Here is a 24,736-nt window from a genome sequence, read left to right on the forward strand (position 1 = left end):
CTTCTCAGAGATTGCTTGCCGAAGCTGCTCCATCCGTTAAGGGCTCGCTCTCTATCCGAAAGCGAGCCCATTTCATGACTGGATCCGGCACAGACCGCACACGCCCGCCGACCACGGCACCGGCCCCGGTCATCATCCTGGTCGAACCGCAGATGGCCGAGAACATCGGCATGTGCGCCCGCGCCATGGCAAATTTCGGCCTGTCGGAGATGCGCCTCGTCGCACCGCGCGACGGCTGGCCGACGGGCGGCGGCCTGAAGAAGGGCGCGACTTCCGCAGCCTCTGGCGCGACCCATATCCTGGAGAACGCCAGGCTCTTTCCAGACACCGCCTCGGCCATCGCCGATCTCAACCATGTGCTCGCCACCACCGCCCGCGAGCGCGGCCAGATGAAGCGCGTGGTCACGCCGGCCGAGGCGATGCCGCCGCTCACGGAGCGTGTCAGCGCGGGCGAACGCGTCGGCATCCTATTCGGGCGCGAGCGCATCGGCCTGACCAATGAGGAGATCAGCTTCGCCGACGCGATCCTCACCTTCCCGGTCAATCCGGCCTTCGCCTCGCTCAACCTGGCGCAGGCCGTGCTGCTCGCCAGCTATGAATGGTTCAAGGCGACCAGCGGCGAACCGCCCTTCCGCGAGAGCAACACCTCGCCGCCGGCGACGCGCGAGACGATCCTGTCGATGTTCGATTATGTCGAGGGCGAGCTCGACATCTGCGGCTTCTTTCCACCGGGCAAGAAGCCGGTGATGACCGCCAATCTGCGCGACATCCTGCATCGGCTGAGCCTGACCGAGCAGGAGGCGCGCACCTTGCGCGGCCTGTTCAAGTCGCTCGCCGAGGGGCCGCGGCGGCTGCGCGTGCCGAAGAGCGAAAACGGCGAGTAAGCCACCAACCGTTCGCTGCCCGACAATGTCTGGCCGTCATTGCGAGCGAAGCGAAGCAATCCAGGAGCGGCAGAGCGCTACGTCTTCTTGGATTGCTTCGCTTCGCTCGCAATGACGCAAAGGGCTTCGCACTTCAGAATGCAAAAAGGGCCGACGCGTATGCCGGCCCTTTCCCGTTCGGGTGCTTCTCGGCTCAGAACTGGTACTTCATCGTCGCCTTCACGGTCCGGCCGGGCTCGCTGTAGTAGTCGCGCGCCTGGGGACGTGCGAGCGGGACATTGACGGCATCGAAATACTTGCGGTCGAAGATGTTGTAGACGCCGACCTGCAATTCGAGATCCGCGACCTGCGGCAGCGGCCGCCACCACGCCGAAGCATTGAAGATCGCATAGCCCGGCGCGTTGAAGCCGGTGCCCCCTGACACAGTCGAGACGTCGTCACGCGCCGCCGCCAGCTTGGTCGAAACCTCGGCCCCCCAGACATCGGTGCCATAAGCGATCGCGACGATGCCCTGCACCGGCGGGATCGAGTTCAGGAAGGTGTCGTTGTCCTTGTTCTTGCCGCGGGTATAGGCGAAGGAGCCGCGCACCAGCCAATTCGGCGCAAAGCCGTATTGGCCGTTCGCTTCGAAACCTTGGATCTCCGCGCGGTTGATATTCTGATAGCCGGTGATGCCGCCTTGCGGATACAGCCCACCGACGCCCGGAGCCTGAACTTGATAGGTCTCGATGAAATTGCGGTAGTTGGTGTGGAAATAGGTGATCGAGCCGCCGAGCTGCTTGTTACCGAAGCGCAAGCCGACATCGATGCCGTTGCCGACTTCAGGACGCAGATTCGGATTGCCGGTGCGCAGATAGGTGGAGGGCCCGCCGAAGCGGCCATAGAGTTCGTCCGCCGTCGGCGCGCGGAAGGTCTTGGCCCATTGCGCGAAGACGGTAACGTCCTTCACCAGGGGCGCATTCTTCAGGATGTCGTATTCGAGCCGGATGCGCGGCGACCAGCCCGTGTCGCTCGATGACGGCGGCAAACCGACCGGACGCGAGCCGCCATTCGTGTAGGCCGGCGTATCCTGCGGCTTTTCCTCGTACCAGTCGAAACGCACGCCGGGCGTGATGCGCAGGCGATTGTCGATGAGCCCGATCTCGTCATGCGCGTAAAGGCCGACGAGCTTTCCGTCGATCTTCGGCTGGTCGGCCTGGTTGGTGAAGAGGTTGTTGCAGGTGGCGAGCGCCCCCGCGAACGCACCCGACGCCGGACGCGCCGGGCAGTTGTCGACGCCGGCCGAGTACTGCTCCAGCGAAGTGGTGCGCAGCTCGGTGCCGAGCGTGACGCGGTGCGACAGCACGCCGGTCTGGAAGTTCTTCAGCACATGGCCATTGAAGCCGTAGGCGTTCTCTTCGTTGGAATTGTCGCGGGCATAGGGTCCGACGATGCTCGTGAAGCGCCAGGCGTTGGTGAGGTCGTCACGCTTCAGCCGCTGCCAGTAGAGCGTCGCATGCGCCTCGTCGATGAAGCCGCCGGGCCGCTTGTAGTCATAGGTCAGCGAGACCCGGTTGCGCTCGACGTCCTCGCCGCTCTGATAGGCGCCCGGACGGAAATTGCCGGTCAGCGAGACCGTGTTGTTCCGGACCTGGGTGCGATCCGCGCGCTTGAAGAACTCGGCGGTGAGGCCGAAGCGATGGTCGCCGACCTCCTGATAGATCTTGCCGAGGAAATTGTACTGGTTGAAGTCGCTCGGGTTCGGCGCCGTGCGCGTTGCGCCGATGCTCTTGTTCGAGCCCTTGCTGTCGATCTCGTGGCCGTCGCGGAAGCCGCCCTGCAGCAGGACGGAGGTGTTGCCCATGCGGGCGGCGACAGCACCGCTGCCGAACCAGGCCCGGTCCGTGCTGTCATAGCCGGTCTTGGCGAGCGTGCCATAGGAACGGCCGTTGCGGAGCAGGTCCTCCGGGTCGAGCGTGCGCACGGCAAGCGCGCCGCCGAGCGCCCCGCCGCCCAGCGTGCTGGCGCCGCTGCCGCCGCGAAGCAGGTCGAGCGTCGAGAGCGAATCGAAATCGAAAGCGTTCTGGGCGCCGCGACTGATGCGCGTGTCGATCAGGAAGGGTTGGCGGATACCGTCGATCGTCGTCAGCACACGGGCGCCGTCGAGGCCGCGGATGTTGAGCGAGTTGTTCTGGCGGTTGAAACTGATGCCGGCTTCGACGCGATTGGCGAGATCGGAGAGGTTCTGAACTTGCTCGCGGTCGAGCTCCTGGCGTGTCGTGCGCGTCGTGGTCGGCCCGTTGAGCAGCGTTCCACCGGGCACGCCCTCGCCCTGCACATTGATCTGGTCGAGAACCACCGGACTGTCCGGATTGGCCGCGCTGGCCGCCGGTTGCGAGCGGCTTTGTTGCTGCGCGTAAGCCGGCCCAGCCATCAAAGCCAACATCAAGCTTCCAAGCGCCACGCCCCCGCGCAGTCTACCGGAATAATCGCCCATCGCCCAAGTCCAGTCCTTGTCACCGCAGCTCAGCGACATCGCCGCGCCATCGGAGATTAAAATGAATATAAACAAGGCCTTATACAGCAGTACAAGACAACGATCAGATATTTGCCGTATTTGTAGCTGTCAATCTTTTGCGGCATCGCAACTAAACTATAGATTTATTCTAACGAACAACTGAGAGGCCGGTTCGACTGCCTCGAATGTGGCAATCCCCCGCCGCCGGGACATGTTTCGCCACAGTCCTCTCCTCCCGATCTCGTGATCGTCACAGCGCCGCCGCAAGGCAGCTCCCTATTGCAACGCACAAGCGCCGGAGCATCATGGCAGGCGCCATCAGGGAACCCACGCATGCTCGATCGCCGGAGCCTCTTGACCGGAGCCAGCGCCATGGCGGCCACGCTTGCCGGAACGGGGCGCAATGCCTCGGCCGCCGATGTCGACGTCGTCATCATCGGCGCGGGTGCGGCCGGCATCGCCGCCGCCCATGGCCTGAAGGTGGCGGGCCGCACGGTGATCCTGCTCGAAGCCCGCAACCGCATCGGCGGCCGTGCCTTCACCGATACCTCACTCGGCCCCGCCTATGACGCCGGTGCGATGTTCATCCACTGGGCCGAGCGCAACCCCTGGGTCCAGATCGCCCGCGAACTCGGCGTCGAGACGCCGAACGAACCCTGGGGCAGCGGCTTCCGGGTCTTCGCCGACGGCAAGCCCATGCCGGAGACCGACCGGCTGAAGCGCCGCAGCGCCTTCGGGCAGATCGACCGCAGGCTGGAGACTGTCGATCTGACCAAGCGCGACCTTTCGATCGCCGAACTGCTCGGCGATCTCGGCCCCGACATGGCCCCGGTCGCCTCCTCGGGCCTGCTGCTCTCGATCGGCGAGGAATCGGAGCGCATCTCGGCGCGCGATTACCAACGGCTCTGGGCGGGCGACGACCTCGTCGTGCCCTCCGGCTATGGCAACCTCGTCACGCGCCATGGCGCGGGTCTCGACATCCGCTTGAACGAGCCGGTCAGCACGATCGCCTGGGATGGACCGGGCGTCGTCGTCACCAGCCCCTCCGGCAGCTTGCGGGCGAGTGCCTGCATCGTCACGGTGCCGGTCGGCGTGCTGAAGGCGAGCACGATCCGCTTCACGCCCGAATTGCCGGCGACCACACGCGACGCGCTCTCCGGCATCGGCATGGGCGCATTGACCAAGATCGCGCTCAAGGTCGAAGGCGAGCGCTTCGGCGTGACTGCGGGCATGAGCTTCCTTGAGGCCGGCTCGCCGAAGACGCTGATGAATTTCGACCTGTTCCCAGATGATCAGGACATCGTCATCGGCTATTTCGGCGGCGACCATGCCCGCGACCTCGCGAAGGCCGGCACGGCCGAGGCACAGGCCCATGTCACCGATCTGCTCTCGCAGATGCTCGGCGGCGATGTCCGCAAGGCGGTCAAGGCCTGCTCCTTCCCGGCCTGGTGGACCGACCCGTTCTCGCTCGGCTCCTATTCGGTTTGCCTGCCCGGCCGGGAGACGGCGCGCGACGCGCTGGCCCAGCCGATCGGCGGGCGCATCTTCATCGCAGGCGAGGCAACGGCCGGCGGCGGCGCGATGACGGTCGGCGGCGCGACGCTGGCCGGGCGGGTGGCAGCCGCGGCGGTCGCGCGGCTGAAGGCCTGAAGCGGGCTCGTGCGATCTCCCCACAGCACGGGCCGATGCAGCTCATTTTCAGAAGCCGGCGTCACACACCGGAACAGGGGTAGCGAAGCCTCAATCGCGGTACCAGCAACTCGGCCACGGTCTTGTCTCCAATCTCCGCACGCGGCAGCCTGATCAGATCCTTGATGACGTCTTTGTAGGCGTCTGGTGGCGGGCAGATCGCGCCCGCACCGGCAAGGCCGAGGACGAAGCCCTCGGTGAAGGCCTGGCAGTTCGAGACGACCCGCTCATTGGTCGCCGAGCAGATGACGAAAAGCGGGCCGGCCTTCAGCTCGGCGGCTTTGACAGTCGGCGAGGCGAGCAGCAGCGCAGCGCCGATCACGAAACCAAAACCGCGCATGCTCATCGCACTCCCAGGGCAAACGAGCCCATCGCCCGTGATGAGCGCGCATGGATATGGCGTCCGCGTGCTGCTTCGCAAGCCGGGCAAAGCTCGGCCGGGACGCCCGCGAACAAGATCTCCAGCCCGAAAACGACCAAATCCGAGACAGCTTCGAAAGCGCCCCTTAACCCTTTCGCAACCCGCCTCTGGCGCAATCGTGGCCCAGTTCTCTCTCGGCAAACCAGCTCTCTTAACGACAAGCGTCGCGTCATGCAGGTCGATCTTTTGGCCGGAACGGCCTATGGCACGGCAGCGATGCCGCTGCGCCAACCCACCATCCTGGTTTTCGATTCCGGTCTGGGCGGGCTCACCGTCCTGGCCGAGATGACGCGCGCGCGTCCCGATGCCCGCATCGTCTATGCCGCGGACGATGCCGGCTTTCCCTATGGCCGACTCGACGAGGCAACCCTGGTCGGGCGCGTGCTGAGCGTGATGGAGCGGCTGGTCGAGCGCTGCCATCCCGATCTCGTCGTCATCGCCTGCAACACCGCCTCGACCTTGGTGCTGCCCGCCTTGCGGGCGCGTTTCAGCATTCCCTTCGTCGGCACGGTTCCGGCGATCAAGCCGGCCGCCGAGCTGACGCGGAGCCGCCTGATCTCGGTGCTGGCGACGCCAGGCACCGTCGCCCGCGACTACACCCGTGACCTGATCGCAACCTATGCCGGGGCCTGCCACGTCACGCTGGTCGGCTCGACGCGGCTTGCCGGCCTCGCCGAAGCGGCGCTCAAGGGCGAGGCCATCGACGACGCAGCGGTCCTGGCCGAGATCGCGCCCTGCTTCGTCGCCAAAGACGGCGCCCGCACGGATGTGGTCACGCTGTCCTGCACCCATTACCCCTTGCTGATCGAGCGGATGCGGCGGCTCGCGCCCTGGCCGGTGAGCTGGATCGACCCGGCCCCGGCCGTCGCCCGGCGCGTCACCCAGCTCCTCGGGCCGGCCATGCCCCGGCTCGCAGAGGCTGCCGGTGAAGCGCCGGCGATCTTTACCAGCGGCGCCGGCATCAGCGGCCCGCTGCGCATCGCCTTGGCCGGCTACGGGCTGACCCAGATCACCATCGAGGCGATCCCGCTCGCGAACTGAGAGCGCTCCAACGTCGCGGCGGAACCGGTTGAAGCGCCAAGCGTTTTCCTGACGTCGTCGCGTTTTCCTGACGCCGCTCCCGCAGCGCCGCGAAGGAGGAAAGGACATGAAAAAGCTTCTTCTGATCATCGCGCTGGCGTTTGGCTTCGCCCTCATCGGAGTCAGCGCGAGTTCCGAGGCTCAGGCCAAGCCGCATGGCTGGCATAAGAGCCATGGCCACCATTACGGGCACCGTCATGGCCCCCGCCGGCATTATGGCTGGCATCGCGGCCATCATTACGGCTGGTACAAGCACCATCGCCACCACCGCTACGGCCATTGGCGCGGCTATTACTGGTGAGATGTCGGGGCGCCGGCGACCGGACGGATTTGACTTCGCACCGGCCTTGAGCCTATAGGGCTCCCGTCGCGCGGGTCCATCAGGGCCCGCGTGGCTTTTTCCGCACCCGTGATCCGCTCTCAGGAGCCGGATCTGTCGCCCCGGAGATGGGGAGCAGGAGGGCGCGGTCCTCACTCGCGAACCTAGAGGACACGCGAAACATGACCAAGCGCCACGAGGCGAAGTACAAGATTGACCGCCGTCTCGGTCAGAACATCTGGGGCCGCCCGAAATCCCCGGTCAACCGCCGCGAATACGGCCCCGGCCAGCACGGCCAGCGCCGCAAGGGCAAGCCTTCCGATTTCGGCACGCAGCTGCGCGCCAAGCAGAAGCTCAAGGGTTATTACGGCTCGATCTCCGAGAAGCAGTTCCGCCGCTATTACGCCGAGGCGATCCGCCTTAAGGGCGATTCGGGCGAGAACCTGATCGGCCTGCTCGAGCGCCGCCTGGACGCCGTGATCTACCGCGCCAAGTTCGTGGCGACGGTCTTCGCCGCCCGCCAGTTCGTCAACCACGGCCATGTCACGGTCAACGGCAAGCGCGTCAACATCGCGTCCTACCAGGTCAAGCCGGGCGACGTGATCGCGGTCAAGGAGAGCTCCCGCCAGCTCGCCATCGTGATCGAAGCCGCTGCACTGGCCGAGCGCGACGTGCCTGACTACATCGATGCCGACCACAACAAGTCGACCGCCACCTACACCCGCACGCCGACCCTGACGGACGTGCCCTATGCGGTGCAGATGGAACCGAACCTTGTCATCGAGTTCTACTCGCGCTGATTCAGTTTCGCAGAGCCGGGCCGCAAGCGCCTGGCGGGATTCACGAAAGGGCGGCTCGCAAGAGCCGCCCTTTCCGTATTTTGTCCCCCTCACGGTTTTTGCGGGCGCTTCTTCGGTCCGGCTGTTGAGCCTTCGCTCCGGCCCGCCTACGCTCCCCGACGTGACCTCTATTCCTCCCGCTTGGACGCACCTCCAGCCCGACTCGCTCAAGGCGCTCCTGGAGCCGCCCGGCAGGGTCCCGCAGGCTATCCGCCTCACGCCCTACAACGTCCCTGTTGAGGCCGCCCTACAGGTCCCCATGGTCATCGCCGCGCGGCTCCTGCTGGCGCTTGCCGTGGAGAAAGGCGGGCTCGTGCTCACGCCTGCTGGAGCCCTCAAGCGTGTCGATGTCCGGCATGTCTTCGACGGGACGGAATGGCCGGGATACGACAAGACCACCACGCTCGCGATGAACAAGGTCATCAACGAAGATGACGCCTACGGGGTCCTTTTCACGAGGATCGTGCTGCAGGCTGCCGGGCTCTTGAGGAAGCGCCTGGGAGTCCTCAAGGCAACCAAGGTGGGAAACGCCCTGCTTGCTCCTGAAGCGGCCCCCGCCCTGCTGGCTGAACTGTTTGAAGCGTTGTTCTGGAAGGTGAACCTTCAGGACTTCGACAACAACCCGATCGACTTCTGGCCGCAGCACCATATGGGTGTGGTCCTGTGGAGCCTGTCGGTGACGGCGCATGGCTGGTCAAGCGCGGCGAGCTTGATGGAGTCCTGTACGATCATGGACACGCTCGACAAGGTGCCGAGGCCCGACCTCCCGGAGTTCGCCATGGTGTCCCGTGTCTTGCGCCCCCTCACATGGTTGGGGGTTTTCGAGAGCCGGAAACAGAAGCGGCATTCCGGGAGGGGGGTCGATGAGGATTTCCGGAAGGGGGCGCTATTTGGGCAGTTGGTGGCGTTTGAGGTGGAGATGAAGGGCGCGGAGGCGGCGCGGCATTGAGGGCGAATGTCGCAATTGGGCCGATTGTGTTGAAGAAGTCGGCGCTGGGGTCGGCTGCCGATTGATGCTGAACGGGTCGCTGAGAGGGCGTTCGCCCTCATGCCGCCAGGGGCGGTGCTCCGGCCGGCATCAGCTTCGCCATTTTCCTGAGGTTCTGGGCGGTGGCTGCGAGGAGGAACTCGTCGCGGGCGCCGCATGGTCCTCGCAAGCGCAGGCGATCGAGTTTGAGGATGCGCTTCAGGTGCGCGAACAGCATCTCGACCTTCTTCCGCTCTCGTCGCGAGGTTACGTATGCATCGGTGGCGGCGATGTCGCGCGCCATGTCGCGGGCGCCTTCGTGGATGGAGCGGAGGATCTTGCGAGCAGGATCTTTCGGACAGCACTTTGGCTTCAGGGAACAGGCGTCGCAGTCGCTCTTGATCGCCCGGTAGCGCATGAGGCCTTCAGGATCGATACCGTCGCGCGGCACCGCGAAGGGCCGTCGGAACTGCCGCAACTCCTTGCCGTCCGGGCAGATGTAGAGATCGCGATCGTGATCATAGGCGAAGTCGGAGCGGCTGAATGTGCCGTCCCGGCGCGTGGATTTGTCGAACACCGGGATATGCGGCTCGATACCGCGCTCGTGCACCAGCCAGGCCAGGTTCTCGGCCGAGCCATAAGCGGCGTCTGCGACCAGCTTCTCAGGCCATGTGCCGAACCTGTCCTGCGTGCGACCGATCATGGTTCGCGCGGCGCCGACCTCGGCCTGCCGCACTGCCGTGGTCGCCTCGACATCCATGATGACGGCATGCTTCAGATCGATCAGGTAGTTCGTTGCATAGGCAAAGAAGGCCTGCCCGCCATGGGCGGCCGTCCAGCGCGCGGCAGGATCAGCCGGCGAGATGAACTTGGGCACGACCGGCGTCGCCGCGCCGAAGGCGGCATCGTCAAGCACGGTCAGATACTCGCGCACCGCATGGTTGGCGGTCTCGGGCGCCAACCCGTCCTTGCCGGGCACGCCGTTCTGGCGATTGGCGTCGGCCTTGATCAGGCTGGCATCGACGGCAAACCCCTCGCCACCAACCAGCCCCTCCGCCATGCAGCGCCTGACCGTCGTCTCGAACACCTCGCGCAACAGATCGCTGTCGCGGAAGCGACCGTGCCGGTTCTTTGAGAAGGTGGAATGGTCGGGCACATCCCCCTCCAGACCGAGCCGGCAGAACCAGCGATAGGCCAGGTTCAGATGGACCTCGTCGCAGAGTCTGCGCTCGGAGCGGATGCCGAAGCAGTAGCCGACGATCAGCATTCGGATCATCAACTCGGGATCGATCGAGGGCCGGCCGGTGTCGCTGTAGAACGGGCGCAAATGCGCCCGAATGCCGGACAGATCGACAAAGAGATCGATGGCGCGCAGCAGGTGATGCGCAGGGACGTGCCGTTCCAGGCTGAACTCGTAGAACAGTGCCTCCTGCGCAACCGTCCGCTCGCCCATCATCGCGCCGCCCTCCGCAGCGACGACTGAATCAGAACCTCAAGCTCCCAGCAACACCGACTTCTTCAACACAATCGGTCGTTATCGGACTTCGGTTGGGGGCTCCATAGGAGATCGGGATGGCAGGCAGGCTAGCTCGGGTCGCGTTGATCAGCAGCGCTATTCTGGTTCTTCCATGGGCTGGCTGCTCGCTCGCCAGCCGCTCATATCAGCGCAATTTGCTGCCCGAGAAGCTGCAAACTGGCTGGTTTTACGCCGAAGGGAGCTGCAACAGCTTTCTGGGCTATGTTGGCGCGTTCGCTTTCAGCTTGTCCGACAAAACAGTCGATGCCTTGAAAAACGAAGGATTAGCGTTTTTTCACGGCGATGATGATCCTGCCAAGATGATAACGCCAACATACTTTCATGGAGAGTGGAAAGAGACGCCGCCTGTGCAGCCATCGTTTTTTGCCGATGGACCTGGGGCTTTCATTCACTGTGGGCAAGCTCATTCTTGGCTTTGGCCCAAAGGGATTATCGACGCACTCCGCAAACCTGGGAGCTTCTATAAACAGCAGGGCGGCAGGGGGATCTATGTAATCCCCGAACTTAGCCTAGTGGTGGGGGTAGGGTATGATCGATGAGAGTCAGCAATGGGTTGGGAAGCGACCTCCGGACAATCAGCCGCCAAAATCTGAGCGCCCTACTCTTACCGCCCGGCCTCCCCAATCCCCCCTCGGCCCCTCGCGTTTCCTGTAGGTCGCCATCACGTACCCTGCCGGGGTCCTGAAGGGCCTCTTGCCGCTGCGGGTCGGGAGCGTACAGGGCGTTGCGAAGACCGGCTGCGCCCCACCCGCCCGCACTGCCGCAGGCCAGAGCGGGATCGCAAGCATCAACACTTCGAACGAAGCAGAGCGCGCGTCGCACCACCTTCGCAAAAGCGGCAACACCACGCGCCGGCCCACTTCAAGGCAGATGGCGCTCAGGCGGGCTCACAGATGCGAGCCGGCCTCGTCGCGAAAGCAGTAACAGCCGAGGCTGAGGCAGCCGATCAGGATCGAGATCGCATAGGGCCCCAAGAGGCATAGAACGAAGACCGAGCCGATGAAGCCCCGCATCCCCCATGTCAACCATGTCGCCGTCATGGTCACCTCCTCGCAGTGGATTTACTGCTGAAACGTAAATGCGAAGCGATGAATTCAACTTAAACAAGTATGGTGAATCGCAGGCCCGTCGATTTTACCTGTTGTCAGCGATGTTCGCCTTCCCCTCGGCTGACAGTGCCGCATAATTTTACCAGGCCTTGCCGGCCCTGATTCGGGAAAGGATGACCATGATGAAGACGCTGCTCGCCGCCCTCGCCTTGACCTGTCTCTCCAGCCTCGCCCAGGCACAAAGCTGCGCGGTCCAGGCCGGCGACAAGAAGCTCAATGGCGCCGCCAAGACCAGCTTCCTGACGAAATGCGAAAAGGATGCCGGCGCGGCTTGCGACAAGCAGGCGGCAGACAAGAAGCTCGCCGGCGCGGCCAAGGCCAGCTTCACCAAGAAATGCGTCTCGGACGCCGCCGGCACCTGAGATCTTCCGCACCGGCGCTAGAGCCGGGGGCGCGTCAGTCCGCCGTGCTGCTCTCCCAGGTGGCGTGCTTGACGGCGGGCAGCAGCTCGAGGCGCTCGACCACATTGTCGAGTTCCTTGCGGTCGACCGCCGTGCTGATCAACTTGGCGATCACCTCGACCGCATCGTCGCCGCGCTCGGTCGTCGTGATGTCGCTGACCGGATATTGCGCCGCCTCGAGGTGTTCGACCAGCGCTTCGCGGACCACGGCCAAGGAGAGCGGATCGGTGGTTACGACGACTTCATAGGTCGCCTCCGAGCTCTGCTCGTTCAGCGGAATCCGGTTGATGGCGTTGACCAGCGGCCGCAGCAGCGTATTTCCCGCGATGACGAAGACCGTGATCAGGGCCGCCTCAGCGACCATGTCGGCTCCGGCGCAGGCGCCGACCGCTGCCGAACACCAGAGCGTGGCGGCCGTGTTGAGGCCGCGCACATTCATGCCTTCCTTCATGATCACGCCGGCGCCGAGGAAACCAATGCCGGAGACGACATAGGCGATGACCCGGATCGCCCCCGACGCACCTTCGAGACGCATGGCGAGATCGACGAAGGCCGCCGCCCCCAGCGCAACGAGCGCCGTCGTTCGCAGACCCGCGGTGCGCTGGCGGTACTGGCGCTCGGCACCGATCAGGACGCCGAGAATGAAGGCCGCGGTGAGGCTGACGACCGTATCGAGGAACGGCAGCAGCTCGAAGGTCTGGATGAAACGCAAGCCTGGTGCCTCCCGCACAGGTTCGCGTGTTCAATCGCATTGCAGCCCACGGCCGGCAAGGGCTGGCCGTGGGCTGCATGGTAAGGCAGGCCACCGAAGAGTGCCGATGCGATGTGTCGCCTCAGCCGCGGCGGTCGCGGCCATCCTCGTGCCAGCGACGCGGACCACGGTCGCCGTCATCGCGGTCACGGCCACCACCGCGGCGCTCCTCGAAGCGCTCGCGCATGCGCTGCATCATGCCGCGCCCCTCGGCCATCGCTTCACGCACGGCGCGGCGGGCGACCGTCTTCTGCTCGTCGCTGAGCGTCGTCCAGAGCGGGCGGACGGCGTCGGCGAGCTCCTTGGTCCGCGCGGCGCGCTCGGCCTGGCGGCCGGACGTCATGTCGAGCCGCTCCATGATATCGGCGTGACGGAAGGTCTCGCGCTGCTCGCGCATCGCCGCCCAGCCTTCGCGGCGCTTCTCGGCGCCCTTCTTGATGACGTTCTCGACAGTGTCGAACAACGGCACCTGCTCGGGCTTGAGCTTCATGTCGGTGCGCAGCTTGGTCAGGCGCTCGGTCAGGCGAGCCTGCATGCGCTCGGCCCGCTGCTCGCGGGATTCGCCGCGCCGGTCGTCACGCGAATCGCTGCGCTCCTGCTGCGGACGATCGCGGTCGGAACCGCCGGCCGGCGGCAGCGGCTGGGCCAGCGCAAGCGAGGCCGTGATGGCGGCAGCGGCCGAAGCTGCGATCAGGGCAATGCGTTTCATCTTGATCTCCCATGGCACGAAACGAATATCGGCACGAAACGAGTATCGGGTCGCTGAGCGGGTCTCGAAGCCGGTTCACGATGGTCGCAAGGTGAGGCCGCGGGCGTGACCCCGCGATGGCGCAAGCATGAAAAGATCGTAATGTGGGCAGGCTCGGCACGGAAGTCCCGTTCGCCAACGAGAGCGTTTTCAAGCGAAGTGGATACCGGGTCGCGTCAAGAAAACGCGTTAAAACAATGACTCTAGCCTGAAATCTGACCTTGATGCGCAATCTCATCACCGATGTTCGCGGCGTCCTCGTCGGCAATGCGCAGGACCCTCTCGCTGCGACCGGCGTCACGGTCGCCCTGTTCGAGCGCCCCAGCATAGCTTCGATTGCCGTGCTCGGCGGTGCACCCGGCACGCGCGACACCGCGCTGCTGGAACCGGAGATGACGGTCGAGCATATCGACGCGATCGTGCTCTCGGGCGGCTCGGCTTGGGGGTTGGCCGCAGCCGATGGCGTGATGGCGGGGCTTGCCGCAAGGCAGCGCGGCTTTCAAATCGGCAGCCTGCGCGTGCCGCTCGTGCCGCAAGCGATCCTGTTCGATTTGCTCAATGGCGGCGAGAAGCCCTGGGCCGGGGACGGCGCAAGCGAGCCGCCCTACCGCGCGCTCGGACGCAGCGCGCTCGATGCGGCGGCAGGCGATTTCGCGCTCGGCACTGCCGGCGCGGGCTATGGCGCAAGCACCGTCAATCTCAAGGGCGGCCTCGGCTCCGCCAGCGCGCGGGCAGCGACGGGGCAGATCGTCGGGGCGCTGGTCGCGGTCAATGCGGTCGGCACGGCGACAATCGGCAAGGGCCCGCATTTCTGGGCCGCGCCCTATGAACAAGGTGATGAATTCGGCGGGCTCGGCTGGCCCGCCGCGAACACGCCCGCCGACAGCACGATCCGGTTCAAGGGTGGCCCCGGCCAGAACACCACGATCGCGCTGGTCGCGACCGACGCCACCTTGACCAAGGCCCAGGCCAAGCGGCTGGCGCTCGCAGCCCATGACGGCCTTGCCCGCGCCCTGAGGCCAGCCCATGGCGCGCTCGACGGCGACATCGTCTTCGCGGCGGCCACCGGCTATGCCGGCGCTCCGTCCGACGCCTTTGCGCTGACCGAGCTTTGCGCAACAGCCGCCGACGTATTGGCGCGCGCCATCGCGCGCGGCGTCCATGCCGCGACCGCCCTGCCCTTTCCCGGCGCGAAACCGGCCTGGAGCGACCTGTTCGGGAGCCGATAGCCCAAACAGCACGCCTGCAGCCTCGAGGAGATACCGATGGCCAGCATCAGATACTTTGTGAACGACGTGGATGAAGCTGTCGCGTTCTACAGGGACAAGCTGTCTTTCGTGCTGAAGCAGCAGTTCGGCCCGGCCATGGCGATCCTGGAGAGCGAGGGGCTGACCTTATGGCTGGCCGGCCCGCTCGCATCCGCCTCCAGACCCATGCCGGATGGCCGCAAGCCCGAGCCCGGCGGCTGGAACCGCTTCGTCCTGGACGTTACCGATCTGCCAGCCCTGGTCGAAGGGCTGCGCGCCCAAGGCGTGCCGTTCCGCAACGCCATCGTCGAAGGTCCAGGCGGCCGCCAGATTCTGTGCGAGGACCCGTCCGGTAACGTGATCGAGCTTTTCCAGCGCGCCTGACCAGCAGTGCGGCGCGATCAGCCTCGCGCGTATCCAAAAGGCCGCATTTATTTCCACATGCATGCGACGAGTTTACGTCTTAGAAAGCCAGACAACAGCAGAATTCAATCAATGGTTGCATATTCGGCTGTTTTGGTTGATCGCCTCACGCCAGCGGCATGCGATTGTCGAGAAAGGCTGTAGCATGCGTGAGATCGCCTTTGGTGCCGTTTTCAGCCTCCTCATCGCGATCGGAGCCTTTCTCATCGCCGCCTGGCCCGTGCCGGGCCGCCCGGTGGCGGCCTATTTCCGGTCGGGCACATCGGCCGCGCAGGTCGCGGGCGCCGTCGCCCAGGCCGGCGGCAACCTGCTGCAGTTCGGCGCCACCCCTGCCCTCGTCATCAGCCTCGGCGACCAGCCCGACTACGCTGCCCAGCTCTACCAATCCGGCGCCTGGCTGGTGATCGACGGCGAACTGGCGCGCCTGTGCGCGGGCGGGTCCTGGCAGGCCCGGACATGACGGATGTCGAGCGGTTCAGGGCGCGCTTCGCCTATGTGATCATCGCCGTGCTCTGGAGCAACGCGGTGCTGCTGGCGCTTGCGAGCCGGTTGGGACGAGCCAACTACCCCGATCAGATCGTGGTTGCCGGCATCGCACTCGCGGCGTTCACGACCCTGGTCTGGTGGGCCTGCGGCACCAGCTGGATAACCCGGCAGGTCAGCTCGATCACGTCGCTCGGCCAGGTCATGCTGCTGGTCTACACCTTCTCGGGGCATCCCTATCAGTCCGACATGCACATGTATTTCTTCGCCATATTGGCGGTGCTCGCGGGCTGGCTCGACTGGCGGATTTTCGTCCCCGCCTCGCTTGCGGTCGCGGCGCATCATGCTGTGCTGAGCGTCGTCTATCCGCTCGGCGTCTTTCCCAACGGCAACAGCTTCGACCGCGTCCTGCTGCACGCAGTCATCGTCGTGGTGCAGGCGCTGGCGCTGAGCTGGACCGTTTCCTCGCTCAAGGCCGCCCTGGTGACCTCGGAGACGGAAAAGCAGGAGGCGACCACAGCCAGGCGCTCCGCCGAGGATGCCCGCCATGACGCCGCCGCCACGACCCAGAAGGCAGCCCGGGAGCGCAAGGCGATGCTCTATGCGGTCGCCGAGGATTTCGAACACAAGATCGCCGGCATCGCCAAGGATGTGGTCGCCTCTGTCAGGACCTTGCGCACAGCTTCGCAGCAGATGCAGGCCGGCGCCTCCGAGGTGGCGGAGCGGGCGGGCGCCGCCTTCCTGTCTTCGCGTCACACCTCGTCCAAAGTCGTCGCCATCACCAACGCCACTGCCGAGCTCGCGACTTCCTTCGGCGAAATCGACAAGCAGGTCGGCGAGACCACCCGGATCGTCGGTGCGACAACCTCCACGGCCAAGACCGTGCTCGCCACGGTCAACCATCTCTCGACCAAGGCGGAGGACGTCGGCAACATCGTCGGAATGATCTCGACGATCGCGGAGCATACCAATCTGCTCGCGCTCAACGCCGCGATCGAGGCCGCGCGCTTCGGCCGGTCCGGCGGTGGTTTCACGATCGTCGCACAGGAGATCAAGACGCTCGCGAACCAGACTTCACGGGCAACGGAAGAGATCCAGGGTCAGATCGAAGCGATCCGCAGCTCGAGCGAGGACGCCGTCCGCGCCATCGACGCCATGAACGCGACGATCGGCTCGCTGAACGAGGTCTCGACCGCCGTCGCGACCGTGGTGGAACAGCAGAGCGCCGCGACCGCCGGGATCGCCAGCAACATCCTGGTCGCCGCCAAGGAAACCGTATCGGCCTCTGGCAATATCGAGATCGTCAGCCGCATTGCGACCGAGACCGGCGACGCCGCCGCCTTCGTCGCCAAGTCGGCCGACAGGCTGGACCGGCAATCGGCCGATCTCGACCTCGAGGTCGCGCAGTTCCTGAATCGCATCCGCGAGGCCTGAGAAACGCGCGAGGAGCGATTTTCGCAGCCAGGAAATGCGAGAGCCGGATGATTTCAGCTGGGATCACCCAGTGGTCCCAGATGAAATCTGAATCCGTCTCTCATCTAAGAGTGAGAGCAGGATCAATGCGAAAAACCGGTTTCCACTTTTTCGCATCCTGCTCTATGGGGCTGTCATGTCGACAGATGCCTTCCTTGCACGTTTCGGCGCGCCCGGCGCAAGCCAGCCCGATCCCGTCGCCGCCGCGCAGACCGCGATGCGCAACGCCCTGCCTCGCCGCTTCTACGAGGAAGCCGCCGTGCTGGAGCGCGACGGGCTGTTCCATGTCGCGCTCGACGGCAAGACAGCGCGCACCCCGGCGCGCAACCCACTGGCGGTAACCTCGCGCCCCGCCGCCGAGGCGCTGGCCGCCGAATGGCAGGCGCAGCTGGAGAAGATCGACCCCGCTCGCATGCCGCTGACGCGATTGGTCAATTCAGCGCTCGACGGCGTCGCCGATCAGCAGAAGGCCGTGCGCGCCGAGATCGTGCGCTATGCCGGCAGCGACGCGCTCTGCTACCGCGCGGCCGAGCCCGACACGCTGGCCGAGCGCCAGGGCGCGATCTGGAATCCGATCATCGCCGGGGTCGAAGCCGCGATCGAGGCCTGCTTCGTGCTGGCCGAAGGCGTGATGTTCGCCGCCCAGCCCGCCGGCACGCTGGAGGCCGTCGCCGCCCGCATCGCCGCGATCCCGGCGCCGCTCGCGCTCGCCGGCGCACACAACGTCATGACACTGACCGGCTCGACCATCCTGATGCTGGCGCTCGCCGACGGACAGCTCGATCCCGATGCGGTCTGGAGCGCCGCCCATCTCGACGAGGACTACCAGATCGCGATCTGGGGCCAGGACGAGGACGCAGCCGAACGCCGCGTTATCCGCCGCCAGGAGTTCGATGCGGCGGCGCTGTTGCTGCTGCAAGGCTGAGAGCGTTTTCGAACGAGGTGGCTACCGGTTCCCCCGCGACAAACGCGAAGCGTTTGCGCGGAGAAAACGCGTTGAAACAAAGAGCAGGAGCTGTTGATCGATCCAATTGGATCGGAAACGGCTCCAGCGCCTGATTGCATCGGTGCGGCCTAGCCCGTTGCCGCCCCCTCATGCGTCGATCGCTGTCCCGTCAGGATGCGGTCGATCAGCCCCCACTCCAAGGCCTCCTCCGCCGTCATGAAGCGGTCGCGGTCGAGCGTGCGTTCGACCTCGTCATAGCTGCGTCCGCAATGCTCCGCGTAAAGCCTGATCATGCGGCGCTTCGTCTGCTGGATCTCCTCGGCATGGATGAGGATGTCCGAGGCCTGTCCCTGGAAGCCGCCCAGCGGTTGATGAACATGCAGGCTTGCATTGGGCAGCGCAGCGCGCTCGCCCGGCTCTCCCGCCATCAGCAGGAAGGAGCCCATGGACCGGGCCGTTCCCATGCAGAGTGTATGCACCGGCGAGCTGATGTATCGCATCGTATCGTACATCGCGAGGCCGCTCGTGATCACGCCCCCCGGCGAGTTGATATAGAGATGGATCGGCTTCCTCGGATTCTCGGCCTCCAGGAAAAGCAGCTGGGCGCAGACCAGCGAAGCCACCGCATCATTGACCTCGCCGTTCAGGAAAACGATCCGCTCACGCAGCAAGCGCGAATAGATGTCGAAGGACCGTTCCCCCCGGCTCGATTGTTCCACAACCATAGGGACGAGCTGCATCGCTTCGCGCATGGGCGATCTCCTATTTTCGGACGATGTCTGGGTTCGGTCCGAGGCTCAGGCGGCGCGCATCAGGGCGGGCCGGTTGCTGTTCGCCGCAGATGCCGGCTGCGCGCTCGAACCTGCGTCGGCCAGTCGGTGAATGATCCGCAGTTCCGTGCCGCCCTCGAACGGCCTGACCTGAAAGGTCACCACGCTTTCGAGAAAGGGCGGCGCGTCCTCCCTAAGCCGGTAGCGCACCTCCTCCCCCGGCGCAGAGGAGATCGGCTCTGCCTCGACCAGCGTCTCCGCCGGCAGCCATTTTTCCCGAAACGCCGGAATGCTGAGCGCCCGCCACACCTTCTCGGGTGGAGCGTCCAATTGAAAGGTGAGAACCAGCTGCTTCATCTGCCCAGCGGCTTTCATGTCGTTCATTGGTCCATATCCCGCAGCAGAACCTTGAGAGCCTCGACGCGCGCCGGCCAGTAGGCGCGATACTTCGCCAGCCACTGAGCGATGAGGCTCAAACCTTCGGGATCGACCTCGTAGTTCACGAATCGCCCCTGCCGCTCCTCCCGCACCAGCTTTGCATTGCGCAGCACCGAGAGGTGCTGGGACATCGCCGGCTGGCTGATTGCCATGCCTATGCGCAAGGAGCTGGCATTCATGCCGCCTGTCGCCAGCTTCTCGAAGATCGCGCGGCGGGTCGGATCGGCCAGGGCCCTGAAGATGTCTTGCTCCATCATGCCAATACATAAGCACGCACTTATCTAATACACAAGCGTGAATGAGTGCCTGTCCATCGCTCTTCCCGAAGACCCGATCTCCCGGTCGCACCCGGCCTTGCACCAAAGCGGCAGGAGCGCCGGATGGACAGCCCGGCCTTCCGCCCTTAAGCCGGACAGGAACTTGGCTCGGCTCGCGGGGGCTCCATGAAAGACATTCTCGAACAGCTCGAAGACCGTCGCGACGGCGCGCGCAAGGGCGGCGGCGAGCGCCGGATCGACGCGCAGCACAAGCGCGGCAAGCTGACCGCCCGCGAGCGCATCGAACTCCTGCTCGACCGCGACTCCTTCGAGGAGTTCGACATGTTCGTGCAGCATCGCTGCGTCGATTTCGGCATGGAGAAGGGCGAGAAGATCCCCGGCGACGGCGTCATCACCGGCTGGGGCACGGTCAATGGCCGCACCGTCTTCGTCTTCTCCAAGGATTTCACCGTCTTCGGCGGCTCGCTCTCCGAGACCCACGCCCAGAAGATCACAAAAATCCAGGACATGGCGCTGAAGATGCGCGCGCCGATCGTCGGCCTGTTCGACGCGGGCGGCGCCCGCATCCAGGAGGGTGTCGCGGCGCTCGGCGGCTACGGCGAGGTCTTCAAGCGCAATGTCGCAGCCTCGGGCGTGATCCCGCAGATCTCGGTGATCATGGGCCCCTGCGCCGGCGGCGACGTCTATTCGCCGGCGATGACCGACTTCATCTTCATGGTCCGCGATACCAGCTACATGTTCGTCACCGGCCCCGAGGTGGTGAAGACCGTCACCAACGAGACCGTGACCTCCGAGGAGCTCGGCGGCGCGAAAGTCCACACCACGAAATCCTCGGTCGCCGACGGCTCCTTCGAGAACGATGTCGAGGCACTGCTGCAGGTGCGCCGGCTGATCGACTTCCTGCCCGCCAACAACACCGTCGGCGTGCCGGAATGGCCCTCCTTCGACGTGCCGGACCGTGTCGATATGAGCTTGGACACGCTGGTCCCGGACAACCCGAACAAGCCCTATGACATCAAGGAACTGATCCTGAAGACGCTCGACGAGGGCGATTTCTTCGAGATCCAGGCGGCTTATGCCGGCAACATCGTCACCGGCTTCGGCCGCATCGAAGGCCGCACCGTCGGCGTCGTCGCCAACCAGCCCATGGTGCTGGCCGGCGTGCTCGATTCCGACGCCTCGAGGAAGGCCGCGCGCTTCGTACGCTATTGCGACGCCTTCGAGATCCCGATCGTGACGCTGGTCGACGTGCCGGGCTTCCTGCCGGGCACGGCGCAGGAGTATGGCGGGCTGATCAAGCATGGCGCAAAGCTGCTCTACGCCTATAGCGAATGCACCGTGCCGCTGGTCACCGTGATCACCCGCAAGGCCTTTGGCGGCGCCTATGACGTGATGGCGTCAAAGCATATCGGCGCCGATGTGAACTATGCCTGGCCGACCGCGCAGATCGCGGTGATGGGCGCCAAGGGTGCGGTCGAGATCATCTTCCGCGGCATGGACGCGGATGGCATCGCCGCCAAAACAAAAGAATATGAAGACCGCTTCATGTCGCCCTTCGTGGCGGCCGAGCGTGGCTATGTCGACGAGGTCATCCTGCCACACTCGACCCGCCGCCGCATCGCCCGCGCGCTCGCCATGCTGCGCACCAAGAGCGTCGAGCGGCCCTGGCGCAAGCACGACAATATTCCGCTGTAAGAGGCATCGCGTGCTCAGCGCGACGCCCGAAACGCCTCGTCCGTCCAGTCGAGCAGCTTGCCGAGGAAGCGTGACGCGGCAGGCATGAAGAAGCTGCCATGGTGGTAGAACGGGTCGAGCGTGGTCACGATCATGCGGCCCGGCCCACCGCCGACATTGCGGTGGTCGTAGAGGATCGAGCCGCCTCTGCCGTGTGGATCGCCCTCCGGCGTGATCTCGACCAATGAGGTCGCGCCCGGCGGCGGCGTCAGCAAGCCGTGATAGTGCCAGACCAGTTCGCCCATGCCGACATGGTGGAAGATGTCGTGACCGGGCGCGACGATGCGGTGGCCCGGATCGGCTCCTTTCTCCAGCCACCACCAGAAATTCGTCGGCCTGAACTCCCAGGCGACGCCCGGCGCCCAGTCCTGCGCCCGGTTTTCGCCTAGCACGATCAGCGTGCCGCCCGCCGCGAGATAGCTCAGCAGGAGCGGCCGCTTGCGCCGCAGCACCGCCGGATGGATGCGATCAGCGACAATCAGCGCGTCGCAGCCCGCAAGAGCGGCGGCATCGAGTTCCGGTGCGTATATCGTGCGGTCGAAGCGTCCTGTCAGGCGTTCGCCTTCGATCGCCTCTTTGTGGAAATAGGTTCCGCCCTCAAGCAGCGCCAGCATCACCAGGCCTCCATTGGGGCTGTGATCCAGTCGAGCAGTTGCGGCATGATCCGGTCCGCGGTCGATCCGGAGCCGTGATAGCCCCAGAGATCCGCTCCCGCATGGACCAATAGCCGCCCGCCAACCGCCGGCCGGCACTCGAAATCGACCGGATGGCGGCCGGGCCCCAGACTGTTGATCGCGCGCGCGCCCGGCGGCGGCAGGTTGGAGCCGCGACCGTAGAAGCCCGCTACGCCCCGGCGACGCGACAGATGCTCCATCTCGACGCCTTCCCAGACCGGATGCGCTGCTTCGCGGTTCACTTCGAGATCCTCGACGCGATAGTTCGGGATCGGCGCGAAAGGGTTGAGTTCGGCCAGGAAAGAATGGCCGACATGGCCGCAGACCACGATCGTCCCGCCCTGCGCCAGGAAGCCTTCGAGCTGGGCTCGGCGCGAGGACAGATAGCGCTGGTCGGCATGGAGGCCGACCAGCAAGCCGCGAAAGGCGGCGAGATCGGTCCGCTCCAGATCGTAGAGCGGCAGCAAAGCAATGCGCGGCCCCAGGACGAGGTCGCGGATGAGATCCTGGACGCCGCCCTCGGCCTGTTCGCTATCGAGCAGGGCGACGTCATTCACGGCTTGAACGCCAGCGGATCGATCAAATCGGCGCGGATGTCGATCGTCTTCTGCAGCATTCCGGCCTCGACCATGAAGCGCTGGTCGCCGGCGAGGTTCTCGATGTCGCGATCGGTCATCGCCAGGGTGAAATCGTACCAGGGCAACTGCTTGCGCGCGTCATCGGTCGAGATCTTCTGGTCCTCGGCCGCGATCTTCAAAGCCTCCTCGGGATTGTCGCGCATGAAGTCGAGCGCTTTGCGATGGGCGGCGAGATAGGCCGCAACCAGAGCGGGCTGCTCTCGCAGGAAGGCGCCGCGAACGGCAATCACCGAGATCGGCGCGATCAGCCCCTCTCCGCTCGCGAGGATGCGCCCGCCGGCTGCCTCCACCTGCAGCGCATTGGCGCCGGCCAGCGTCGCAGCATCGACCTTGCCGGCGAGCAGCGCGGCGCGCGCAGCCGGCAGGTCCATGTTGAGATACTCGACATCGGTCAGCTTCATGCCCTTGGAAGCGAGCGCTGCCGCAAGGAGCTGGTTGAGCGTCGTGCCCTTCGGCCCGGCGACGCTCTTGCCCTTGAGCGCCTCGATGCTGCCGGGGCCATTCGCACCGGTCATCACGAAGAAGGCCTTGGGCGAGCGCGAATAGGCGGCGATGACCTTGAGGTCGATGCCGTTGGCGCGTCCCAGGATCGCCGAGGTGCCGCCGAGCACGCTGGCGATATCGATGGCGCCGGCCGCGAGCGCCTGAATCTGCGCACCGCCCGAGGTGATTTCCGGATTCTCCGTCTTGACGCCGAGCGCGCCGAAGGCCTCGTCGAGGAAGCCCTTCTTGCGCATGATGATCGAGGGCACGTTGAAGGGCGAGGAGACATAGGTGACGCTGACCTTCGCCGGCTTGTCGGCGGCATGGGCGGCGATCATCGGCGACGTCGCGAGCATTGCCACGGCGACGAAGAGCTTCAGAAGTCTCATGGCACTGTTTCCTTGAGGTGAGAATTCGGCCCTGTTTCGAGCAGCCGCTCCAGCACGGTGCGACGATGGGCGAGCAGAGCGGGATCGGTGGCGTCGCGCGGATAGGGCAGATCGACCCTATGCAGGCCGACGAGCCGACCTTCGGAGAGTTCGGCAACCGCCTGCCCCAGCAGCACGGCTTCCTCGACATCATGCGTGACGAAGACGATCGTCGTGCCCCGCGCCCGCCAGATCTCGACCAGCTCCATCTGCAAGCTGCGGCGGGTGAAGGCATCGAGCGCGCCAAAAGGCTCGTCGAGCAGCAACAGGTCGGGTTCGAGCACGAGGGCGCGCGCAAGCGCGACGCGCTGGGCCATGCCGCCGGACAACTGGTCCGGCATCGCCTCGGCGAAGCCGGACAGGCCGACGAGTTGCAGCGCCTCCGTGACGCGGCGCACCAGCAGCCCCTTGTCGAGGCGACCCACGAGGCCCAGGCCGACATTGCGGGCGACGCTGAGCCAAGGCATCAGCCGCGGCTCCTGGAAGACGTAGCCGATGCGGGGGCGACCACCGCCCTCGAAGCGCAGTTCGCCATCGCTCGGTTCCGCCAGCCCGGCCAGCAGCCGCAGCAGCGTGGTCTTGCCGCAGCCGCTGCGCCCGACGATGGTGGTGAAGCCGCCGCGAGGCAGACTGAGGTCAACGCCCTCCAACGCCGCGAACTCCCGCTCGCCGACCGTATAGCGCAGACCGAGATTGCGCGCTTCAAACACGACCGAGCTCCAGCTGCGAGCGCAGCCACGGCGCCGATCGGCGCAAGGCGGCGCGCGCCAGCGCATCGGCGACAAGCCCGAGCACGCCGATGACCAGAACGCCGACGAGCACGATGTCGGTCCGCGCCATGTTTTGGGCGTCGATGATCAGATAGCCGAGCCCCGCACTCGAAGCGATCAGTTCGGCCCCGACCAGCGCCCGCCAGCTATAGCCGAGCGCAATCCGCAGCCCGACCACCAGCGCCGGCAGGGAAGCCGGCAGAACGATGCGCGTCAGGATCTCCCGCCGGCTCAGGCCGCAGATGCGCCCGACCTCGATCAGCTTCGGATCAGCCTGGGCGATGCCGCCGAGCGCTCCGAGAAAGATCGGAAAGAAGCAGGACAGCACGATGACGCCAACCTTCTGCACCTCGCCGATGCCGAGCCAGAGAATCAACAGCGGCAGCAGCGCCAACGGCGGAATCTGGCGCAGGAACTCGAGCGCAGGCTCGCAGAAGGAGCGCAGGCGCGGCAACAGCCCAAACAGCAGCGCCAGCGGCAGCGCGAGAATGACCGACAATCCGTAGCCGAGGCCGACGCGCTGGAGGCTGATCGCGGCGTGTTTGGCGAGCGAGCCATCCTGGATGAGCTGCCAGCCTGCCTGTGCCACCGTGAAGGGGCCCGGCAGCAGAAAAGGCGATACGAAGCCGGTCGCACTGGTCACGAACCAGGCAAGCCCCAAAACTCCAAAGACAAGGAATCCGCTGAAAGCCGGCATATCTGAACAAAG

At 65.4% G+C, this 24,736-nt stretch carries 28 protein-coding genes; 14 read left to right on the forward strand and 14 right to left on the reverse strand.

The annotated features are described in order from the left end of the window. The first annotated feature begins 74 nt into the window (after positions 1-74). Positions 75-884: an RNA methyltransferase gene (locus BHK69_RS24060; protein ID WP_069692306.1), complete on the forward strand. Its 810-nt coding sequence runs from the start codon at positions 75-77 to the stop codon at positions 882-884. Between the two features lie 193 nt (positions 885-1,077). Here BHK69_RS24060 and BHK69_RS24065 read toward each other — a convergent pair whose 3' ends face one another. Further along, positions 1,078-3,399 (reverse strand): TonB-dependent hemoglobin/transferrin/lactoferrin family receptor, encoded by a 2,322-nt coding sequence (locus BHK69_RS24065; protein ID WP_083269647.1) that lies wholly within the window; start codon positions 3,397-3,399, stop codon positions 1,078-1,080. Between the two features lie 315 nt (positions 3,400-3,714). On the opposite strand from BHK69_RS24065, the gene BHK69_RS24070 reads away from it, so the two are divergent. After that, positions 3,715-5,031 (forward strand): flavin monoamine oxidase family protein, encoded by a 1,317-nt coding sequence (locus BHK69_RS24070; RefSeq protein WP_069692308.1) that lies wholly within the window; start codon positions 3,715-3,717, stop codon positions 5,029-5,031. A 61-nt stretch (positions 5,032-5,092) separates the two neighbouring features. Here BHK69_RS24070 and BHK69_RS24075 read toward each other — a convergent pair whose 3' ends face one another. Beyond that, positions 5,093-5,410: a hypothetical protein gene (locus BHK69_RS24075; RefSeq protein ID WP_148663565.1), complete on the reverse strand. Its 318-nt coding sequence runs from the start codon at positions 5,408-5,410 to the stop codon at positions 5,093-5,095. 252 nt (positions 5,411-5,662) lie between these two features. Between BHK69_RS24075 and murI the strand changes: the two genes are divergently transcribed. From murI to BHK69_RS24095, 4 genes are all read left to right on the forward strand, one after another. Continuing rightward, positions 5,663-6,532, forward strand: coding sequence for a glutamate racemase (murI, locus tag BHK69_RS24080; protein WP_069692310.1), 870 nt, complete (start codon positions 5,663-5,665; stop codon positions 6,530-6,532). Positions 6,533-6,638: 106 nt separating this feature from the next. Continuing rightward, positions 6,639-6,872 carry a hypothetical protein gene (locus BHK69_RS24085; protein ID WP_069692311.1) on the forward strand — a complete coding sequence of 78 codons (234 nt, stop codon included), beginning with the start codon at positions 6,639-6,641 and terminating at the stop codon, positions 6,870-6,872. Positions 6,873-7,072: 200 nt separating this feature from the next. Beyond that, positions 7,073-7,690, forward strand: a complete 618-nt coding sequence (gene rpsD / locus BHK69_RS24090) for a 30S ribosomal protein S4 (protein ID WP_069692312.1) — start codon at positions 7,073-7,075, stop codon at positions 7,688-7,690. A gap of 298 nt (positions 7,691-7,988) precedes the next feature. Then, positions 7,989-8,678, forward strand: a complete 690-nt coding sequence (locus BHK69_RS24095) for a hypothetical protein (RefSeq protein WP_148663566.1) — start codon at positions 7,989-7,991, stop codon at positions 8,676-8,678. 97 nt (positions 8,679-8,775) lie between these two features. On the opposite strand, the gene BHK69_RS24100 is transcribed toward BHK69_RS24095, so the two are convergent. Next, entirely contained in the window at positions 8,776-10,152 is a 1,377-nt protein-coding gene (locus BHK69_RS24100) for an IS5/IS1182 family transposase (protein ID WP_069690852.1), read from the reverse strand. Between the two features lie 116 nt (positions 10,153-10,268). On the opposite strand from BHK69_RS24100, the gene BHK69_RS24105 reads away from it, so the two are divergent. Beyond that, positions 10,269-10,772 carry a hypothetical protein gene (locus BHK69_RS24105; protein ID WP_069692314.1) on the forward strand — a complete coding sequence of 168 codons (504 nt, stop codon included), beginning with the start codon at positions 10,269-10,271 and terminating at the stop codon, positions 10,770-10,772. A gap of 348 nt (positions 10,773-11,120) precedes the next feature. Here the strand turns inward: BHK69_RS24105 and BHK69_RS32735 are convergent, their stop codons facing one another. Next, positions 11,121-11,273 (reverse strand): hypothetical protein, encoded by a 153-nt coding sequence (locus BHK69_RS32735; protein ID WP_158516264.1) that lies wholly within the window; start codon positions 11,271-11,273, stop codon positions 11,121-11,123. 191 nt (positions 11,274-11,464) lie between these two features. Here BHK69_RS32735 and BHK69_RS24110 point away from each other — a divergent pair, with 191 nt between their 5' ends. Beyond that, the gene (locus BHK69_RS24110) at positions 11,465-11,704 is read left to right on the forward strand and encodes a hypothetical protein (RefSeq protein WP_244546510.1); all 240 of its coding nucleotides are present in this window, start codon (positions 11,465-11,467) and stop codon (positions 11,702-11,704) included. Positions 11,705-11,738: 34 nt separating this feature from the next. Here the strand turns inward: BHK69_RS24110 and BHK69_RS24115 are convergent, their stop codons facing one another. Both BHK69_RS24115 and BHK69_RS24120 read right to left on the reverse strand, forming a co-directional pair. Further along, positions 11,739-12,455 (reverse strand): MgtC/SapB family protein, encoded by a 717-nt coding sequence (locus tag BHK69_RS24115; RefSeq protein ID WP_069692315.1) that lies wholly within the window; start codon positions 12,453-12,455, stop codon positions 11,739-11,741. A gap of 121 nt (positions 12,456-12,576) precedes the next feature. Further along, complete coding sequence (locus tag BHK69_RS24120; RefSeq protein WP_069692316.1) at positions 12,577-13,203, reverse strand: Spy/CpxP family protein refolding chaperone; 627 nt, start codon at positions 13,201-13,203, stop codon at positions 12,577-12,579. Positions 13,204-13,466: 263 nt separating this feature from the next. On the opposite strand from BHK69_RS24120, the gene BHK69_RS24125 reads away from it, so the two are divergent. From BHK69_RS24125 to BHK69_RS24145, 5 genes are all read left to right on the forward strand, one after another. Continuing rightward, positions 13,467-14,471, forward strand: a complete 1,005-nt coding sequence (locus BHK69_RS24125) for a P1 family peptidase (RefSeq protein WP_069692317.1) — start codon at positions 13,467-13,469, stop codon at positions 14,469-14,471. Between the two features lie 36 nt (positions 14,472-14,507). Further along, positions 14,508-14,873, forward strand: a complete 366-nt coding sequence (locus tag BHK69_RS24130; RefSeq protein ID WP_069692318.1) for a VOC family protein — start codon at positions 14,508-14,510, stop codon at positions 14,871-14,873. 184 nt (positions 14,874-15,057) lie between these two features. After that, positions 15,058-15,372: a hypothetical protein gene (locus tag BHK69_RS24135; RefSeq protein ID WP_069692319.1), complete on the forward strand. Its 315-nt coding sequence runs from the start codon at positions 15,058-15,060 to the stop codon at positions 15,370-15,372. Beyond that, positions 15,369-16,829, forward strand: coding sequence for a methyl-accepting chemotaxis protein (locus BHK69_RS24140; protein WP_069692320.1), 1,461 nt, complete (start codon positions 15,369-15,371; stop codon positions 16,827-16,829). Before BHK69_RS24135 ends, BHK69_RS24140 begins: the two co-directional genes overlap by 4 nt. Positions 16,830-17,004: 175 nt before the next feature. Then, positions 17,005-17,793, forward strand: coding sequence for an ATP12 family chaperone protein (locus tag BHK69_RS24145; protein WP_069692321.1), 789 nt, complete (start codon positions 17,005-17,007; stop codon positions 17,791-17,793). 149 nt (positions 17,794-17,942) lie between these two features. On the opposite strand, the gene BHK69_RS24150 is transcribed toward BHK69_RS24145, so the two are convergent. From BHK69_RS24150 to BHK69_RS24160, 3 genes are read right to left on the reverse strand one after another with little or no spacing between them, the layout of a single operon-like run. After that, positions 17,943-18,566 (reverse strand): ATP-dependent Clp protease proteolytic subunit, encoded by a 624-nt coding sequence (locus BHK69_RS24150; protein WP_069692322.1) that lies wholly within the window; start codon positions 18,564-18,566, stop codon positions 17,943-17,945. Positions 18,567-18,611: 45 nt separating this feature from the next. Beyond that, positions 18,612-18,968, reverse strand: a complete 357-nt coding sequence (locus BHK69_RS24155) for an SRPBCC family protein (protein ID WP_069692323.1) — start codon at positions 18,966-18,968, stop codon at positions 18,612-18,614. Continuing rightward, positions 18,965-19,279, reverse strand: coding sequence for an ArsR/SmtB family transcription factor (locus tag BHK69_RS24160; protein WP_069692324.1), 315 nt, complete (start codon positions 19,277-19,279; stop codon positions 18,965-18,967). The genes BHK69_RS24155 and BHK69_RS24160 overlap by 4 nt, the downstream gene beginning before the upstream one ends. A gap of 186 nt (positions 19,280-19,465) precedes the next feature. On the opposite strand from BHK69_RS24160, the gene BHK69_RS24165 reads away from it, so the two are divergent. Next, entirely contained in the window at positions 19,466-20,995 is a 1,530-nt protein-coding gene (locus BHK69_RS24165; protein WP_069692325.1) for an acyl-CoA carboxylase subunit beta, read from the forward strand. A 14-nt stretch (positions 20,996-21,009) separates the two neighbouring features. Here BHK69_RS24165 and BHK69_RS24170 read toward each other — a convergent pair whose 3' ends face one another. From BHK69_RS24170 to BHK69_RS24190, 5 genes are read right to left on the reverse strand one after another with little or no spacing between them, the layout of a single operon-like run. Next, complete coding sequence (locus BHK69_RS24170) at positions 21,010-21,648, reverse strand: hypothetical protein (protein ID WP_244548304.1); 639 nt, start codon at positions 21,646-21,648, stop codon at positions 21,010-21,012. Beyond that, complete coding sequence (locus BHK69_RS24175; RefSeq protein WP_069692327.1) at positions 21,648-22,265, reverse strand: hypothetical protein; 618 nt, start codon at positions 22,263-22,265, stop codon at positions 21,648-21,650. Before BHK69_RS24175 ends, BHK69_RS24170 begins: the two co-directional genes overlap by 1 nt. Beyond that, the gene (locus tag BHK69_RS24180; RefSeq protein ID WP_069692328.1) at positions 22,262-23,218 is read right to left on the reverse strand and encodes an ABC transporter substrate-binding protein; all 957 of its coding nucleotides are present in this window, start codon (positions 23,216-23,218) and stop codon (positions 22,262-22,264) included. Before BHK69_RS24180 ends, BHK69_RS24175 begins: the two co-directional genes overlap by 4 nt. Further along, positions 23,215-23,967, reverse strand: coding sequence for an ABC transporter ATP-binding protein (locus BHK69_RS24185; protein ID WP_069692329.1), 753 nt, complete (start codon positions 23,965-23,967; stop codon positions 23,215-23,217). The genes BHK69_RS24180 and BHK69_RS24185 overlap by 4 nt, the downstream gene beginning before the upstream one ends. Then, positions 23,960-24,670 (reverse strand): ABC transporter permease, encoded by a 711-nt coding sequence (locus BHK69_RS24190; RefSeq protein ID WP_244548305.1) that lies wholly within the window; start codon positions 24,668-24,670, stop codon positions 23,960-23,962. The genes BHK69_RS24185 and BHK69_RS24190 overlap by 8 nt, the downstream gene beginning before the upstream one ends. Positions 24,671-24,736: the final 66 nt, after the last annotated feature.

Source organism: Bosea vaviloviae, assembly GCF_001741865.1.
In the GTDB taxonomy this organism is placed as follows: domain Bacteria; phylum Pseudomonadota; class Alphaproteobacteria; order Rhizobiales; family Beijerinckiaceae; genus Allobosea; species Allobosea vaviloviae.

What these genes read in the sequence shown, in the direction of transcription:
- rpsD (WP_069692312.1), top strand. Translation starts at nt 7,073, where the DNA reads ATGACCAAGCGCCACGAGGCGAAGTACAAGATTGACCGCCGTCTCGGT.
- BHK69_RS24145 (WP_069692321.1), top strand. Translation starts at nt 17,005, where the DNA reads ATGTCGACAGATGCCTTCCTTGCACGTTTCGGCGCGCCCGGCGCAAGC.
- BHK69_RS24130 (WP_069692318.1), top strand. Translation starts at nt 14,508, where the DNA reads ATGGCCAGCATCAGATACTTTGTGAACGACGTGGATGAAGCTGTCGCG.
- BHK69_RS24070 (WP_069692308.1), top strand. Translation starts at nt 3,715, where the DNA reads ATGCTCGATCGCCGGAGCCTCTTGACCGGAGCCAGCGCCATGGCGGCC.
- BHK69_RS24140 (WP_069692320.1), top strand. Translation starts at nt 15,369, where the DNA reads ATGACGGATGTCGAGCGGTTCAGGGCGCGCTTCGCCTATGTGATCATC.
- BHK69_RS24180 (WP_069692328.1), bottom strand. Translation starts at nt 23,218, where the DNA reads ATGAGACTTCTGAAGCTCTTCGTCGCCGTGGCAATGCTCGCGACGTCG.
- murI (WP_069692310.1), top strand. Translation starts at nt 5,663, where the DNA reads ATGCAGGTCGATCTTTTGGCCGGAACGGCCTATGGCACGGCAGCGATG.
- BHK69_RS24125 (WP_069692317.1), top strand. Translation starts at nt 13,467, where the DNA reads ATGCGCAATCTCATCACCGATGTTCGCGGCGTCCTCGTCGGCAATGCG.
- BHK69_RS24150 (WP_069692322.1), bottom strand. Translation starts at nt 18,566, where the DNA reads ATGCGCGAAGCGATGCAGCTCGTCCCTATGGTTGTGGAACAATCGAGC.
- BHK69_RS24060 (WP_069692306.1), top strand. Translation starts at nt 75, where the DNA reads ATGACTGGATCCGGCACAGACCGCACACGCCCGCCGACCACGGCACCG.
- BHK69_RS24065 (WP_083269647.1), bottom strand. Translation starts at nt 3,399, where the DNA reads ATGTCGCTGAGCTGCGGTGACAAGGACTGGACTTGGGCGATGGGCGAT.
- BHK69_RS24155 (WP_069692323.1), bottom strand. Translation starts at nt 18,968, where the DNA reads ATGAACGACATGAAAGCCGCTGGGCAGATGAAGCAGCTGGTTCTCACC.
- BHK69_RS24170 (WP_244548304.1), bottom strand. Translation starts at nt 21,648, where the DNA reads ATGCTGGCGCTGCTTGAGGGCGGAACCTATTTCCACAAAGAGGCGATC.
- BHK69_RS24120 (WP_069692316.1), bottom strand. Translation starts at nt 13,203, where the DNA reads ATGAAACGCATTGCCCTGATCGCAGCTTCGGCCGCTGCCGCCATCACG.
- BHK69_RS32735 (WP_158516264.1), bottom strand. Translation starts at nt 11,273, where the DNA reads ATGACGGCGACATGGTTGACATGGGGGATGCGGGGCTTCATCGGCTCG.
- BHK69_RS24095 (WP_148663566.1), top strand. Translation starts at nt 7,989, where the DNA reads ATGGTCATCGCCGCGCGGCTCCTGCTGGCGCTTGCCGTGGAGAAAGGC.
- BHK69_RS24160 (WP_069692324.1), bottom strand. Translation starts at nt 19,279, where the DNA reads ATGATGGAGCAAGACATCTTCAGGGCCCTGGCCGATCCGACCCGCCGC.
- BHK69_RS24100 (WP_069690852.1), bottom strand. Translation starts at nt 10,152, where the DNA reads ATGATGGGCGAGCGGACGGTTGCGCAGGAGGCACTGTTCTACGAGTTC.
- BHK69_RS24110 (WP_244546510.1), top strand. Translation starts at nt 11,465, where the DNA reads ATGAAGACGCTGCTCGCCGCCCTCGCCTTGACCTGTCTCTCCAGCCTC.
- BHK69_RS24075 (WP_148663565.1), bottom strand. Translation starts at nt 5,410, where the DNA reads ATGCGCGGTTTTGGTTTCGTGATCGGCGCTGCGCTGCTGCTCGCCTCG.
- BHK69_RS24165 (WP_069692325.1), top strand. Translation starts at nt 19,466, where the DNA reads ATGAAAGACATTCTCGAACAGCTCGAAGACCGTCGCGACGGCGCGCGC.
- BHK69_RS24135 (WP_069692319.1), top strand. Translation starts at nt 15,058, where the DNA reads ATGCGTGAGATCGCCTTTGGTGCCGTTTTCAGCCTCCTCATCGCGATC.
- BHK69_RS24085 (WP_069692311.1), top strand. Translation starts at nt 6,639, where the DNA reads ATGAAAAAGCTTCTTCTGATCATCGCGCTGGCGTTTGGCTTCGCCCTC.
- BHK69_RS24105 (WP_069692314.1), top strand. Translation starts at nt 10,269, where the DNA reads ATGGCAGGCAGGCTAGCTCGGGTCGCGTTGATCAGCAGCGCTATTCTG.